Here is a 14,819-nt window from a genome sequence, read left to right on the forward strand (position 1 = left end):
ATTCATTCTTATCTTTAATTGAATACCATGGACCATAAAAAACGCGTTTACGCCTGAGAAAGTATGCATTCTCGGTGTAAACGCGTTTTCTTGATCATAAGAATAAAGCACATAATCGTGTCATTCCCATGGACGGGTTTATTTCTTATTTCTGGTATCTTGCGTATTATGTTCCGAATCCTTGGGCTGATCTGTATTTGTTGCAGGTATATGCGTATGAGCGAGCAGAGCATGAGGTTCAATGGAGAAGCTGCCGCTTCGTTTTCCCTGAATCAGATAGATAAGCAAGAACAGAATCATAAACATCACGGAATATCGATACATATCGGTATAACTGGTTATGGCCGCAATGGCGCCAAGAAGAAGGGCACCGGTTGCGATACCCAGATCCAGCGAGTTCAAAAACATACCGTTAGCCATACCCCGTTGAGATGGAGATACAACTTGAATCATCCAGGTCTGCAGAGATGACTGCATGGAACCATAGCCGATCCCGTAGATAAAGGCAGCAATGAACAAGATGGACATGGAGGTTGCATACGAGAGCAGAATGAGGCCAACAGCAATAAATATAGCCCCTGGAATGAGAAGTGCTTTTGGACCCTTAGTGTCATAGATCCGTCCTGCAAAGGGTCTAACCAATAACACGGCGAGTGCATTGAACAAAAAGAACAGCGCAGGATTGGCCAGATTGGCTTCCTTGCCATACAGAACGATGAATCCAACAAGCCCACCATAGGTTATGGATAATAGGCAATTCAGCACACTGGGCAGAATCAGCTTGCGGTTGAAAGGTGTCTTCTGTTTTGGGTTGGACCCTGAAGCACTTGTTGTGGCTTGTGGCATGATGGTTGTACTGTTATCGGTTCTGACTGCTTTTTTGCGTGTCAGCGAATAACTCAGTGGATAGATCACAGCGAGGACACCCGCAGTACATAACATGAGGGTTACAAATCCAGCACCCTGTAGCAGAGTGACCCCAATAATTGGCCCCATAGACATAGCCAGGCTAGTCGATAGACCAAAGTAACCCATACCTTCACCCATTCGTTTGACAGGCACAATGTCCGAGGCCATCGTTGGAAAAGCGGTACTGCTCATACCAAACCCGATACCAAACAACATTCTCAGCAACAAGAGCACAGCTATACCGGCAGCAAAATAATAGCCGAGCGTTGCCAGCAGGGCTACGGACAGGCCTATATAGATCATGGCGTTACGAAGGCCCTTCTCCAGTGCTTTCGCGGAATAGAGACGGGCTGCAATGGCACTTAGTGCAAACAGACATGTGAATAAACTTACTTCAAATGCATTGGCGTGAAATCGCTCCTGAACGTAGGACGGAAGCGGAGAGACGATCATGTGCAGTTGCAAGAACAACAAGAAGTTGCACAGCATCAGCAGAATAAAATCGGTGGTCCATAGTCTAACTTGTGTAGATTGTTCTTTCATGATGATGTATTCCCCCTGAGTTGTGATTCATTACAAGTTGCGGTTAATGAGGGAAAGAGTATGTTTAAATGCTTCCATCTGGTCTTCGGGTATACCTTCAGCAAGTTCTTTATTCATTTCTCTTTCAATCGGAACGAGGATATCAATTAACGCTTTGCCTTCTGTGGTGAGATATAACAGATAGGCTCTGCGATCCTGTTCACTGGTCCGGCGTTCTACCCAGCCTTTTTTCTCAAGCAGATCAATAATCCGCGCAGTGGTGGGTTGGTCTTTGAAGACACGTGCAGCGAGCTCCTTCTGATTCACACCTTCACCGCGGTCAACATTAAAGAGAACAGAAAATTGCTCTGTCGTAATATCATAAGGTTTGAATCGTGTTGCAAGTAAAGCTACAGCTTTACGATGTGTGAAACCCAGCATGAATCCAACAGATTGTTCCAGTGTATAGTCCATGTGATTGCTAGACCTCGCTTCCCTAATAAAATGTCCCAATCAATTAGTTGTTATAACAACTATATGTTAAACAAGTATTTTTGTCAAAATGAAATATTCTCATATTGAACGTACGGGTACGCTGTGCAATGATCTGAAAATACTGTTAGAATAGTAATGAAACCGCTTTTATGGAATCGATGTCTAGAGTGCTTGAAAAATGTAGAAAACCAATTTGCTCTAACAAATGTTGGAGATGACCAAGGAGAGCTGTGCATGCTAAAGAATATACCCGCAATATTACCTCCAGAGTTACTCAAAATCATGTCCGAAATGGGCCATGGAGACGAGTTGGTTCTGGCGGATGGCAATTTCCCCGCAGCCAGTCATGCCAAGCGACTGGTACGCTGTGATGCACTGGGAGTCGTTGAACTGCTGGATGCCATCCTGCAATTATATCCACTGGACACCTATGCTAAGCGTCCCGCTGCTGTCATGCAGGTTGTGGAAGGGGACCAGGTGATCCCGATTATATGGGAAGACTATCGCCGGTTGATTGAAGAATATGAAGGAATAACGGATGCTTTTGATCATGAAGAGCGATTTGATTTTTATAAACGTGCTTCGAATGCCTATGTGATTGTTGCAACTGGTGAGCGAGCGCAATATGCCAATCTGATTTTGAAGAAAGGTGTCATTTTCCCCGATGCTGATCCTGGTCAGGAACAGCAGAATGCTGAATCGAACTGAATAATTACGGCGACGGAGCAGTGGATGCTCTGGTCGCCTTTTTATTTTTGCCATTGCGGAGCCAGTATACCAGAACGTACAGAATGGGCATGGATTCGATAAGTACCGTGTACAAAGGTACAGCGTAAGAGCGGATAGCCAACTCGTAAGAGGCGGCATCTCTGGCATATTGAAGGACAATGGCAGCAGCCGTTCCCCCAATTAGATACACAACAGATTTTTGCTGCCTGATCCCGCTGAGTTTGGAGAGACAGACGGAAGCGACATACAACAGAAATGAGCTGCGAGTGAACATCGTTGTTGACCAAATTGCGATCAGAACAGGGTCCAGATTATCCAGAAAATCTCCGTATCGCGCAAAGCGTACCATCTCAAGTAAAGGATAGCGAAGCCCGGCGGCAACATACGGACCAAAATTCATCAAGATGAATATCCAGAATACAACGATGAATATAACAACGGTGATGCCGGCAAATAACATGCTTTTCAGCATAGGACGCCTGAAAGCAACGACCGGTGCGAGGAAGAGGAAAAACATCCATTCGGAGAACCATGGCATGGTGGACAAAGAACCCATCATGATCTCACCCAGATCATGATGGGTTGCCATCGCAAGCAGTATGCCAGGATTGCCCCCACCCCCAACCGCCGGAATAAGTAAGCCGGAAGTGAGAAGCTGTACCAGAAAAATACCTTCCGACATAAATACAATGGTAACCAATCCTGAACGCGCAGTCAGGCAGATGCACAGCAAAGTGAGGGTTGATGTTAACCATATCGGAGTCTGTGGCAGATACATCGATTGCAGGAAGATAATGAAATTCTCCACATCAATGGACAACAAGTAGATACACAACATTACAATTAACCCGATATAAAAGCGATGCACAACCTTGCCCACGATATCTTCTCCATAGGAAATCCAGGGTTTGTCGGGGTTAATGGAACCCAAACGGTATGTAAAGAACAGAAAAATCAGACTGATTAAAAATCCGCCGATCGTGGATAACCATCCCTGATAGCCACTCATTTTGAATAAACGTTGCAGAAGAAAGGCAATGGGTTCGGAATACAGGTAAACAAACATGAAGCGGTAACCCTGCCCCGCAGTCAGATGGTTCATGGTTAATCTCCTTTCTTAATCATGTGATCAGCCCAGCCAAAGACCAACTGGATTACATCATTGGGATTAGGCCATGCTGACCAGCTTACAGCGAGCGTGTTCCATACGAGAAATAGGCCGAGCAGTATGAAATAGGCACGTCTGATTGTTTTTTTGCTTGTTTTTACAGATGACCAATCCAGTAAATACAGTCCCGCAAATACTAAAACGGCTAACACGTATGTAACCTCCTTAAAAATCCATTCCCGTGCAAGCTAGAAGCTTGACTCCGAGCCAACAAACTGAATGTTGATATTTGTGTTGACAGTAAACTGAAGATCATTCTTTACATAGTCGATCCATGTAGGCCGCAGCTTCTTCCATACCTTCGGATATCTCCATTCGAGCCGATATCCAAGCATGAGTATGTCGGAGCCTTGGTGTTTCGCGGTTTGAATGGCCTGAGTAAGATGAGCACTCACTTTTTCATTAGCAGCTTGTTCAATGTCCTTAATCCCAACAATATCTTCGGCCTTTAGTACAGGAATGACCGAATTCAACTCCGCTTTGCCCGACAAATTGATTACAAAATGTGGTTCACCATTCTGGAGCTTTACATGTATATCCGAATGCATGCGGTATAACTTCATGCTTGCTTTTTGTTTTTTGGTTCTAACCGAAATGGTCATCGAATCCAGGTTTTGTCCTGCCCAGGCAACAGCGCGTGCTTCATCCGGTGAGAGTGTTCCAACCATCCGCATCTGACTGAATATGGAGCCACCGATTTGACTGACCCACTTTTTGGATTCTCCCTCTTCACTGACCATGTTGGTTTGTTTGCTGCCTAACATCGATGAGGCAAATCCCTGATTCATTTTATCGGATGTAAATATGCTTAACACCTGGGTTTTTAGCAGGTTTTCCTCGGTGGAGAATTCCCGAAGCACGTCACTCGGCGTTTCTTCGAACACCGGAGTCAGATCAGAAACGTCCTTGGCTCTGCCATTCGCAACCATTACGTAGCTGCTCAGGTGGAAAAGGGGCTGACGTGCAATCCATTCCATCGTGTCTTCAATCCCCTCACGTGCATAAGCTTGGCCAAAGACAATCACTCGCGTATGTCCCCAGGATATTTTACGTGTCAAGTCTGTCTGGATACGCTCTATCGCATCGGCAATTGTCGGTGCAGTTGCCGAAACCGCTGCATAGGGATCTTTGCCTGTACCCCCACCTTCGGGAGAAAGACGATTGGGGAGCGGCATGCTAAGGGTGACCTCGATCTCTCCAGGAGTATCTGCTTTGTCCACGTACATGGCCGTAATAAAGGTGCGCTCATTAATCTCGACTTTCGACCAGCATCCGGTACATAACAGACAACAAATAATGACGACCATAAGTGGAAGGGGAGACTTTCGAAATATTATGATGTATCCTGCCTCCTTTCATTATCGGTCGCATAGGCTTTGGTTCGTTTTTTCATCAAGAACCAAGGTACCCGAATAAACGTATCCTTAAAATCACGCAGGACGAGTGGGGCAAAAGGCTGCATGTACGGAACACCAAATGAACGCATGCTGACCATATACCAGTACAACAGATAGATAGAAATGACTACACCGAATAGGCCCAGTGTTCCACCCATCAACAGGACAGGAAAGCGGAGCAGTCGGAAGGCCAGACCTAACTCGAAATGCGGAATAATAAAGGCTGCAATGCCTGTAATGGACACCACAATAACCAAAGGGGCAGAGACTATACCTGCCTGTACAGCAGCTTGTCCAATGACAATACCGCCAATAATAGAAACCGTCTGTCCAAGCGGCTTGGGAATACGTATTCCGGCTTCACGTAATCCTTCGAAGGTAATCTCCATAATGAAGGCTTCAATTAATGCCGGAAAAGGAATGTTCTCTCTCGCGGAGGCAATTGTAATGAGCAGATTGGTTGGAATGATCTCGGGATGAAATGTAGTAACTGCTACATATACGGAGGGCAGCAGGAAAGCAATGACGGCAAACAGCAAACGGATAATTCGGATAAATGAAGCCGAATGGAACCGCTGATAATAGTCCTCGGACGACTGCATCAAAGAGAAAAATGTGACTGGAATAAGCAGGGAGAAGGGTGTTCCATCCTGCATGACCCCGATTCGTCCTTCTACGAGAGCAGCTGCAACGGTATCTGGTCTTTCGGTATATTGATACTGTGGAAATGGAGAAAGCGGATGGTCTTCCAGAAACTCTGATAGATAGCTGACCCCGAGACTGCTGTCCATATCAATCTCACCCAGACTGGTTAATACATTTTCCAAAATCTCAGGTTTGCATAATCCTTGAATGTAAATAACAAAAACTTCGGTTTTGGTATATTTGCCGATGGTAAATTTGATCATTTTAAAATCGGAATGTTTGATTTTGTGTCGCAGCAGAGACATATTTACATTAATATCTTCGATAAATGCTTCCTGGGGGCCAACGACGACGACTTCATTTGTTGATTCAGGTACGGAGCGCTTCTGATAATATTGAATTGAAAAAATGATCATGCCAGACATGCCTTCGATATAGAGTGCTGCGTTACCGGTTACGATATCATCTACCAACGTTTCCGCTGAATCCCTGTGCTCGTTTTCAAGAGAAAAAAAGGTTCCGCTCACGACTTGCGTAATGAAATCGGGACCGACCTCGTTCCGTGCAGCCTCCTCAAGCAAAGGCTTGACAATAGCTTCACGCATGATCTGTGTATCGACAATAGATTGAATATAGAGCAAAGTGCAATGGAGCGGACCGATCTGAAGAGGCTGATAGATCATATCTGCCACGCCGATTAGACGTGATTGCACCTGTATCAGAATGCTTTCTTTCATAGATCCCTTCCTCCTAAATCAATGAATGGCTCGGTTGCCTGTCCGCTATGAGCGATACTATAGTGTGCAACGCTTCGACTGAAATATACTCCGAACGATGAATGTTCGGTATCTCTAGAGAAAAGTTCTGGATACTACAAACATTGATACAGATGATGAATGGGGAAAGGGAGGGGACTGTTTTACAATTGAAGAAATACAAACGATGAGACGATGGTCTCCATCCCAGAGGAGTTGAGTGAAATGCAGCATCGAATCAGACAAGCGGGTCTTTCAGATTGTAACGAAGTGGGACAAATGTTCAATGAGTACAGGATGTTCTACAACCAAAATGCTGACATTCAGGCAGCACGTCAGTATATTGGAGAACGAATGGAACGCCATGAATCGGTGATTTTGGTAGCAGAAAAGCCACTCACGAATGGCTTAATTTGTACTGGATTTGTTCAGCTATATCCCAGTTTCAGTTCGGTATCGATGGGGCCTGTCTGGGTGCTAAATGATCTATATGTGCATCCGAATTATCGTCAGCAAGGCATTGCGAGGAAGCTCTTGCAAGCAGCCAAGCAATTGGCATCTGAACGTGGAGTTCTTCGTATATCACTGTCAACTGAGTTAAATAACAAGCAAGCCCAAGCTTTATATGAATCCGAAGGATATGCACAGGATACCAAATTCATGTATTATGAACTTAATGTATAAGAGGTTGCTCAAAAAGACGCACTATATAAATGAATGGCAGACTCGTGTCGTCGGGAACAAGGGAGGGGAGTCGCAAAATGATGCAGTGGATTGCCATGATCACGATGTTAATTGATCATATAGGGGCTGTCTTTTTTCCACATATTATAGAGTTGAGGATCATAGGTCGTATCGCTTTTCCAATCTATGCATTTGCAGTATATATCGGTTATAAACATACACGAGACGTGCAAAAATACATATGGCGGCTGTTCTGGATCGCGATCATATCACAGGTGCCGTTCATGGCTGCGTTTAATCATTATTCTCTGAACGTGGTATGGACATTATGGTCAGCCCTGTTGGTATTATTCGTTATTGATAAATTGCCATCCAAACTATTGGGGATTCCGATTGTAATTGGAGCAGGTTGGTTCATGGAAATTAGCCAAATGGATTACGGGATGTACGGGTTGTTATTGGTTCTGTTATTCCGCTATTTCCAGGGTCCTGTACTTGTCGTGGCACATGTCTTGTTAAATGCACTATATCTTCTGCTGCATAACAGCTCTGTGCAAATGTATAGTGTGCTCGCAACCGCCGGCATTGCTATTGCTCAGTATTACCAAGCGGGATTCCGTATGAAAGGTCCACGTTGGGTGTGGCGCTATTTCTATCCTGCGCATCTCGCCATTATTGCAATTATCCGATGGGTCTAAAAGAATGATCCAAAAATGCGAAGTAAAGAAGCCATCTTATCGTCAGTGAATGACGATAGATGGCTTCTCTTCGTATGACCTTATTTATTAATTAATGCTAATGATTAAGTGAAACTTACTCCATCGCTGTAGAAGTGCCGTTATGGTGCCGGATTGCAGACGGGAAATATCCAATCTGAACGGCGTAGTCCAACATGGCGGAGATGAAGCGATCATCTGTTCTCGCACATGAGATTCCGGCAGGCTCCACATAAGCCGTTGTGACAGGGCAAGCATAGACATATGCTGAATCCTTCGCACCGTCGCCTTCAAGCTGTGCAATAGCCAACTGAAGAGCTTCCGGCTCCTTGCTGATGCTCGCATCGAACAACCAGCGTGTGTAATCCGCGAATGGTAGCGTCTCGACTTCGTAACCAGCCCGATTCACAGAACGGATCAGCTCATCATAGCGGATAGGCTCCGGATTACAGATGTGGAATACACGACCGGCGGTATCCTGACGTAAGGCCAGATGAACGATCGCTTCACTTGCATAGTTAATCGGTGTAAAATCAACCATCCAGTCAGCTGCAGGAGCCTTACCGAGCAATAACATCGCTTTGATCATACGATAGAAGGCGTTGCTATCAATATTGGACTGGAAGCGTCCAGTCTCAGAGTGGCAAGTGAGGTTACCTGCACGATAGATGCTGACAGGTACACCTTGCTCAGCGGCAATCATGAGCACTTTCTCGGCTTCAAGCTTGCTGTCCGAATACAGGTTGTCCACATGCAAGTCAGCCGGGAACCGAAAATATTGCAGGGAAGATTCCCATTGTCCGCTGAGTGCCAGATCTTCCGGAATACCCATCGTGGATACATGGTGGAAGGAAGCACCTGGTTTGCTGCGAATCAAGTCTAACAATGCGACCGTTCCTTCCACGTTTGTTTTGGCGAACTGGTCGGCATCTCCGAAATGACGTACGTCTGCAGCGCAGTGGATGACACGGTCAATTCGATCCTGTACATAAGCCGTTTGTTCAGCGGACAGACCAAGATTAGGTTGTTCGAGATCCCCTTCAATAATCTCCACACGAGTGGAGAGCTGGTCAGTCAGTTGTTTGCCGAAATAACCTTCCAGTACGTTAGTCAAACGTTCCATTGCAGTTATTCCATTGGATGGTCGACGAACAAGGGTGTAGATTCGTGTACTGGAATTCAGAATTAACTGTTGCAGCACATGAGAGCCCAGATAACCAGTTGCTCCGGTCAGTAACACATGCTCAGGTTCACGAATGAGCGGATACCCCAACTGGGATGTTAGCTCCACAGGGTGTTCGGATAATTGTGTAATCATACCATCGGTCACCACTGAATCCGTAACTTCTGCTGCACTGAGAGACAATACTTCCACACGACGAGCGAGAGCGCGGACTGTTTTCTCGGCAAAGAAATCGGCAATTTTCAGTTGCGGATAATGTGGCTTCAGAATGACCAGTACATGAATGACCCGGAGTGAATCCCCACCAATATTGAAGAAGCTGTCTTCGACACCGAAGTCATCATGCTGAAGGATTTCTTTCCATGCGTCCAGGATAATGGATTCCGTCTCCGTCTCAGGCATGACTCGGTCAGGACGATCTTCATGTCGTTCCACATGAGGCAGGGATACCATCGCTTTGCGATTGATTTTTCCAGTCGGTGCAATCGGCATTTCATCCAGCTGACAGATCCACTTCGGTACAAAATAAGAAGGAAGTTTCTCCGTCAGTTCTGCCTTGATGTCCGAAACAGAGAGCGTACTGCCATCTTTCGATGTAAAGTAACCAACCAGCATATTTTGTCCGTCGGATTCTTTCTTCGGAATGACGGCAACGTTCTGGATCTGATCAAGCCGTGCAAAGTGATCTTCAATCTCCCCAATCTCAATCCGGTGACCACGAATTTTTAGCTGTGAGTCACTGCGACCAACATATTCAAGCAACCCGGAATCCAGCAATTTGGCAATATCGCCAGATTTGTAGATTTTCTCACCTATGGCAAACGGGTTCTCAATGAATGCTTGCTCTGTACGTTCTGGCTGATTCAGATAACCTTTGGCCAGTGCAGGGGTAGAAATATATACCTCACCAGGTACACCTGCGGGACAGAGCTGTTGTTCTTCATTTACAATGTATACTTTATAGTTATGAATCGGTTTACCGATAGGGATGTTCACCACATGTTCGGGAACCTGCTCACTGATGCGGTGAGTAGTTGTGGCTACTGTACATTCGGTAGGTCCGTACACATTAACAATATCAATCTGGTTTCCAAATTTACGCTGGAAGGCACGAACTTGTTCACCATATAACGCTTCTCCGGCTACAGTAATGATTCTGACTTTGGCCAGCTTGTGGAAACCTTCATCGGATAAGTAGGAAGCAAGCTGATTGAAGAAAATCGTAGGCAGTATCGTAATGATGGTTGTTCCTGTCCGTTCAATTGCACTTGCGAACTCTTCAACGGATACACGTTCTTCCGCAGACAATAGATATAATTCTGCTCCATAGAACAAGGCGCCAATGGTATCCCACACGGATGCATCAAAGCTGTATGTGGCAAACTGGGTTAATACATCACCTGGTTGAATGTCACAATCACGCTGAACCACACTGCCAAGATTGGTTACACCCCGGTGGGCAATCAGTGCACCTTTGGGTTTACCGGTCGACCCTGACGTATAGATAATATACGCAAGATCATCTGGCTGAATATCCAGATTGGGATTACTTGCAGCAAATCCGGCTAAACGACCATCCACAGCGAGAATCTGACGGACCGTAGCTATACTGGAGAACAAGCTGGAAGCTTGGGCATAAGAAGCCTCCGTTGTCAGCACGAATGAGGACGCCGTATCTTCCACGATATAACTGTTACGTTCTTGTGGATGCTCAGGGTCGATCGGAACATATGCACCACCTGCTTTCAGAATACCAAGCAGAGAGATGATGGTCTCCAGACTTCGATCCATAAAGATACTGACGAATTCACCTTTCTGCAATCCATTGGATAACAGAACACGTGCAACCTGATTAGCTCGTTCATTCAATTCCCTGTACGTATAACTTTTGGATGGCGATGTTATCGCCGGTGAATCCGGATATGCCGCTGCCGTTGCTTCGAACCAGCCATGAACCGTTTGGTTCTCTGGTTCGAGAACAGAAGTATCGTTCATTTCACGGTAAAGCAATCGATCTGAGGCGGAAAGAATATCTACCGTACCGATTGCTTTTTCACCGTCACGCACTAGGGCGAGTAGAAGAGTCTGATAATATTCTGCATATCTCAGCACGGTAGACTCTTTCAACAGTGAACTATCATAGAACAGATCGAGAATGAGCATGTTCTGATCATCTCGAACGTTCCAGTTTAATATTTGAGGAGCTTGAGGCAACTGCACACTATTCAGCATAAAAAACGTTTCAGGGTATCCACCGTTTTGCAACGTGTATTCAATCTTGAGCTGCTCTGACACCTCATGACATAGTTGGCTGAAGGTCAATTTTCCCTGAATCTGTAATGAAAGATAGGAAGCTGCCTGATCTGGGGAAAGTATACCTATGGCAAGTTCCTGTTCAGCTGACAATCGGAATAACAAGGCTGCATAAGCTGAGAGGAGTACCGGGTACACCATCTGTTCTCCATACTTCTGTTTAAGTTCACGGCTCAGAGAAGCATGTAATGTGATTTGAGCAGACTGATAAGAGAATGATTGTTGACGTCGCCCAAAATCCAGTGGAATCTGCAGAACTGGCAAGCTAGATTCCGTGGAATGGGAAGAAGATGCTTGGTTTTCAATCACTTCAGTTATTCCTCCTTGGTTCAAACCGAATGTTTTTGGATTTGAATTATTGTTTGCTTACATTGAAATGAGAGATCAATTCTTGGAGTTCCTCAGACATGCTGTTAAGACGTGTGGAGGAGTCTACCAGTGTAATCAAAGATGCTTTTTGCTCATCAACAGATGAGGAAATCTGTTCACTGCTGTTTGCTGTCTTACTTACGCTTGAAGACAAGTCGTCTGCTGTAGCGGTCATTTCCTCCGTACTCGCAGAGATTTCTTCCGTCGCGCTTGATACTTCCTGAATCTGATTAGATACCTTTTTCGCTGCTTCTAAAATATCTTCGAACAGTTGTCCTGTTTGATCGGCTACGCTGAGCCCTGTATCTACTTCTGAAGTACCTTGTTCCATAGCACGTACAGCCTGTTTAATTCCAGCTTGAATCTCTTGGATCAACACGCCAACCTGGCTGGTTGCTTGTTCAGACTGCTCGGCAAGTTTGCGTACTTCACCTGCAACAACTGCAAATCCTCTTCCTTCTTCACCAACACGAGCTGCTTCAATGGATGCATTAAGAGCAAGCAAGTTGGTCTGGCTGGAGATTCCCGAGATAATATTGAGAATATCGCCGATTTCCTGTGAACGACTCTCCAGAACCTCAATGGCAGAAGCGGTATTCTTAACCGATTCCGTAATCAGATTCATCTGTTCAGATACCTGACGGACAACGCTGTTACCTTGTTGCGAACGACGTTCCATCTCATAGGCTTCATCCGCTACACTTGCCGAGCTGCTGGCAATCGTCTGGATTACGGTAGCCATCTCGGACATGGCACGTGCACTATCCCGGGTTGCCTGTTCCTGTGAACGAATGTTGGAAGTAATTTGAGTCACATTATTATTAATAGAATCTGCATTCTCACTGTTGCGCTCGGAAACTTCATATAGCTCTTTGGCAGACTGATTTACTTCTTGAGATGTGATTTGCACTTTTACGATCGTATCGTTGATTTTGCGAACCATGGTGTTGAACTTCTCGTTAACGAGTCCCAGATCGTCTTTGCCTGTCGGAATGTTGACATTCAAATTACCCCGACTGACGTCATCAATTCCTTTGATCAAGTGACGGATAGGGGAAAGTGTGTTTTTAACTACAAGGTATTGGATAATCAGGAATAACAGCAAGAAGGCCACAAGGATGATAATTCCGTTTTTGAGCAAGGAGTTCAGTCCCGCGGGTACGGCTGATGCATCTGCATCAACGGCAAAATATGAGAAAATCTTACCGTTGCTGTCTTTGATAGGATATGCAATGGTTGTCCATGTACCGAAATCATCAGAATAAAATGTTGTGAATGTTGGGCGATCCGTATTAAGCATTTCTTTCAGTGCATTGGCTACAACGACTGGCTGCTCATACATGTCACCAATATTTACGTTCTCACTTTGAAAAGCCTCTCTTAGGTTGGTCGGCATCGCTACAAGGGAAGTTAATCTCTTGTTATCGCCACCGAGCTCAACACCGAAGATGTAGGCTTGTGCAATGTTAGGATAATATTCTTGCATTTCATCGAAATACGCTCGTAATTTCGTTTGTGTTGCTCCATCATAGCTACCTTCCGTAATAGCAGCTTGTACCTCGGCAGGATTGATATCTTCAGCCCACTTCTTGGTAATTTGCTCCACCTGTCCATGCAGTTGATCAACAAGAACTGTTTTTTGAAAATAGTAACTGCTTGCGATAAGTGCTACCCCGATGATAACGATATTAGTAAATGAGAGTAACAAATTTTTGGAGAAAAACGACATGCTTTTCCAACTTAATGATTTCACTAAATTCCACTCCTGATCTTCTTTAAATTAAGAAACTTTAGGTTTGCATTGGTACAGTGAACTAGATCATTCCGTGATCCCCTCCAAAGGAAATTTATGCGACCATGGTCTTGGTTTATCAGTCGCTTTCGTAGAGACTTATGTACCGTATGAACCATAGGTGTCTAATTATTAAAACACATCTATAATTAATATGTCGTATAAAATGTCGTTAAATTGAATAGTATCGTTAAAATTTTTTTAATATTTTACGTATTTATGGACATATCAGATGGTTTATAGGTATTTAGAACTGTTTATTTTAAAATTTCCCATTTTTTAGCTTCATTCTGTATTCTATAACATGGTGGGTAAAAATACATCCTTCAACCAAACAAAAATATGTTGGCAAAGATGCAACAGAAGGCACGGATATACATCGGAAGCGGTTTTATCTATAATAACTACATATGCATTTCTCAAATTATGAGCAGCGGGGGTTTATAGATGAATCTTAAACAGATAGCAGCAGAGCGTGCGGCAGAATATGTTGAGGATGGAATGAAGGTTGGATTGGGTACAGGTTCAACAGCTTATTATGCCATCTGCCGAATCGGTGAGCGGGTACGCGATGGATTGAACATTCAAGCGGTTGCCACTTCAGAGGCTTCGGACAAACTTGCCCGTGAATGGGGGATTCCCATCGTACCATTTGACCAGATTGGGCGTCTGGATCTGACCATTGATGGCGCTGATGAAGTAGATCCCGAATTTAACCTGATTAAAGGGGGGGGCGGGGCTCTTTTGCGTGAGAAAATCGTGGCAGCCAATAGTGACAAATTGATTATTGTGGCGGATGGCAGCAAAGCTGTGCAAAAGTTGGGGAAATTCCCGCTTCCAGTTGAGGTGGTTCCATTTGCTTCTGAGTGGACCTTCCAGGCGCTCGAAAAATTGGGGTGTCAACCACAGTGGCGGATGGATGGACAGCAACGTTATCTGACAGACAACGGAAACCTGATAGCAGATTGCCACTTGGAGGCGATTGATCACGCTGCGGATCTTAATGTTCAATTGAACATGTTACCAGGTGTTGTTGATAACGGACTATTTGTGGATATGGCTAGTACAGTCATTCTTGCCAATGCGGACGGAAGTATCGAAGAGCTTCATCGTTCTTAATATGGAAGAGGGTGCTTTTCATC

At 44.9% G+C, this 14,819-nt stretch carries 12 protein-coding genes; 4 read left to right on the plus strand and 8 right to left on the minus strand.

The annotated features are described in order from the left end of the window. Positions 1–138: 138 nt before the first annotated feature. Positions 139–1,452, minus strand: coding sequence for an MFS transporter (locus AC4E8D_RS11105; RefSeq protein ID WP_237176017.1), 1,314 nt, complete (start codon positions 1,450–1,452; stop codon positions 139–141). A 30-nt stretch (positions 1,453–1,482) separates the two neighbouring features. Then, positions 1,483–1,905, minus strand: coding sequence for a MarR family winged helix-turn-helix transcriptional regulator (locus AC4E8D_RS11110; protein WP_076208963.1), 423 nt, complete (start codon positions 1,903–1,905; stop codon positions 1,483–1,485). A 255-nt stretch (positions 1,906–2,160) separates the two neighbouring features. On the opposite strand from AC4E8D_RS11110, the gene AC4E8D_RS11115 reads away from it, so the two are divergent. Continuing rightward, positions 2,161–2,634: an RbsD/FucU family protein gene (locus tag AC4E8D_RS11115; RefSeq protein ID WP_221824276.1), complete on the plus strand. Its 474-nt coding sequence runs from the start codon at positions 2,161–2,163 to the stop codon at positions 2,632–2,634. A 4-nt stretch (positions 2,635–2,638) separates the two neighbouring features. Here the strand turns inward: AC4E8D_RS11115 and AC4E8D_RS11120 are convergent, their stop codons facing one another. From AC4E8D_RS11120 to AC4E8D_RS11135, 4 genes are read right to left on the minus strand one after another with little or no spacing between them, the layout of a single operon-like run. Beyond that, positions 2,639–3,757 carry a GerAB/ArcD/ProY family transporter gene (locus AC4E8D_RS11120; protein ID WP_339183945.1) on the minus strand — a complete coding sequence of 373 codons (1,119 nt, stop codon included), beginning with the start codon at positions 3,755–3,757 and terminating at the stop codon, positions 2,639–2,641. 2 nt (positions 3,758–3,759) lie between these two features. Next, entirely contained in the window at positions 3,760–3,975 is a 216-nt protein-coding gene (locus AC4E8D_RS11125; RefSeq protein ID WP_221824272.1) for a hypothetical protein, read from the minus strand. A 36-nt stretch (positions 3,976–4,011) separates the two neighbouring features. Continuing rightward, positions 4,012–5,130, minus strand: a complete 1,119-nt coding sequence (locus tag AC4E8D_RS11130; RefSeq protein WP_490206238.1) for a Ger(x)C family spore germination protein — start codon at positions 5,128–5,130, stop codon at positions 4,012–4,014. Between the two features lie 26 nt (positions 5,131–5,156). Then, on the minus strand, positions 5,157–6,602 hold the full coding sequence (locus AC4E8D_RS11135) for a spore germination protein (RefSeq protein ID WP_221824268.1): 1,446 nt from the start codon (positions 6,600–6,602) through the stop codon (positions 5,157–5,159). 243 nt (positions 6,603–6,845) lie between these two features. Between AC4E8D_RS11135 and AC4E8D_RS11140 the strand changes: the two genes are divergently transcribed. Beyond that, positions 6,846–7,304, plus strand: a complete 459-nt coding sequence (locus tag AC4E8D_RS11140) for a GNAT family N-acetyltransferase (protein ID WP_260632960.1) — start codon at positions 6,846–6,848, stop codon at positions 7,302–7,304. Positions 7,305–7,381: 77 nt separating this feature from the next. Beyond that, the gene (locus AC4E8D_RS11145) at positions 7,382–8,002 is read left to right on the plus strand and encodes a TraX family protein (RefSeq protein ID WP_237176010.1); all 621 of its coding nucleotides are present in this window, start codon (positions 7,382–7,384) and stop codon (positions 8,000–8,002) included. A gap of 115 nt (positions 8,003–8,117) precedes the next feature. On the opposite strand, the gene AC4E8D_RS11150 is transcribed toward AC4E8D_RS11145, so the two are convergent. Beyond that, positions 8,118–11,825: a non-ribosomal peptide synthetase family protein gene (locus AC4E8D_RS11150; protein ID WP_490206239.1), complete on the minus strand. Its 3,708-nt coding sequence runs from the start codon at positions 11,823–11,825 to the stop codon at positions 8,118–8,120. A 46-nt stretch (positions 11,826–11,871) separates the two neighbouring features. Further along, positions 11,872–13,614, minus strand: coding sequence for a methyl-accepting chemotaxis protein (locus tag AC4E8D_RS11155; protein WP_339301755.1), 1,743 nt, complete (start codon positions 13,612–13,614; stop codon positions 11,872–11,874). A gap of 510 nt (positions 13,615–14,124) precedes the next feature. Here AC4E8D_RS11155 and rpiA point away from each other — a divergent pair. Then, positions 14,125–14,796 (plus strand): ribose-5-phosphate isomerase RpiA, encoded by a 672-nt coding sequence (gene rpiA / locus AC4E8D_RS11160; RefSeq protein WP_047842431.1) that lies wholly within the window; start codon positions 14,125–14,127, stop codon positions 14,794–14,796. Positions 14,797–14,819 lie beyond the last annotated feature (23 nt).

The organism is Paenibacillus sp. SRL342 (assembly GCF_984798905.1).

Excerpts from the sequence above, each read along its gene's own strand:
- AC4E8D_RS11105 (WP_237176017.1), bottom strand. The coding sequence starts at position 1,452 with ATGAAAGAACAATCTACACAAGTTAGACTATGGACCACCGATTTTATT.
- AC4E8D_RS11110 (WP_076208963.1), bottom strand. The coding sequence starts at position 1,905 with ATGGACTATACACTGGAACAATCTGTTGGATTCATGCTGGGTTTCACA.
- AC4E8D_RS11115 (WP_221824276.1), top strand. The coding sequence starts at position 2,161 with ATGCTAAAGAATATACCCGCAATATTACCTCCAGAGTTACTCAAAATC.
- AC4E8D_RS11120 (WP_339183945.1), bottom strand. The coding sequence starts at position 3,757 with ATGAACCATCTGACTGCGGGGCAGGGTTACCGCTTCATGTTTGTTTAC.
- AC4E8D_RS11130 (WP_490206238.1), bottom strand. The coding sequence starts at position 5,130 with ATGGTCGTCATTATTTGTTGTCTGTTATGTACCGGATGCTGGTCGAAA.
- AC4E8D_RS11135 (WP_221824268.1), bottom strand. The coding sequence starts at position 6,602 with ATGAAAGAAAGCATTCTGATACAGGTGCAATCACGTCTAATCGGCGTG.
- AC4E8D_RS11140 (WP_260632960.1), top strand. The coding sequence starts at position 6,846 with ATGCAGCATCGAATCAGACAAGCGGGTCTTTCAGATTGTAACGAAGTG.
- AC4E8D_RS11145 (WP_237176010.1), top strand. The coding sequence starts at position 7,382 with ATGATGCAGTGGATTGCCATGATCACGATGTTAATTGATCATATAGGG.
- AC4E8D_RS11155 (WP_339301755.1), bottom strand. The coding sequence starts at position 13,614 with ATGTCGTTTTTCTCCAAAAATTTGTTACTCTCATTTACTAATATCGTT.
- rpiA (WP_047842431.1), top strand. The coding sequence starts at position 14,125 with ATGAATCTTAAACAGATAGCAGCAGAGCGTGCGGCAGAATATGTTGAG.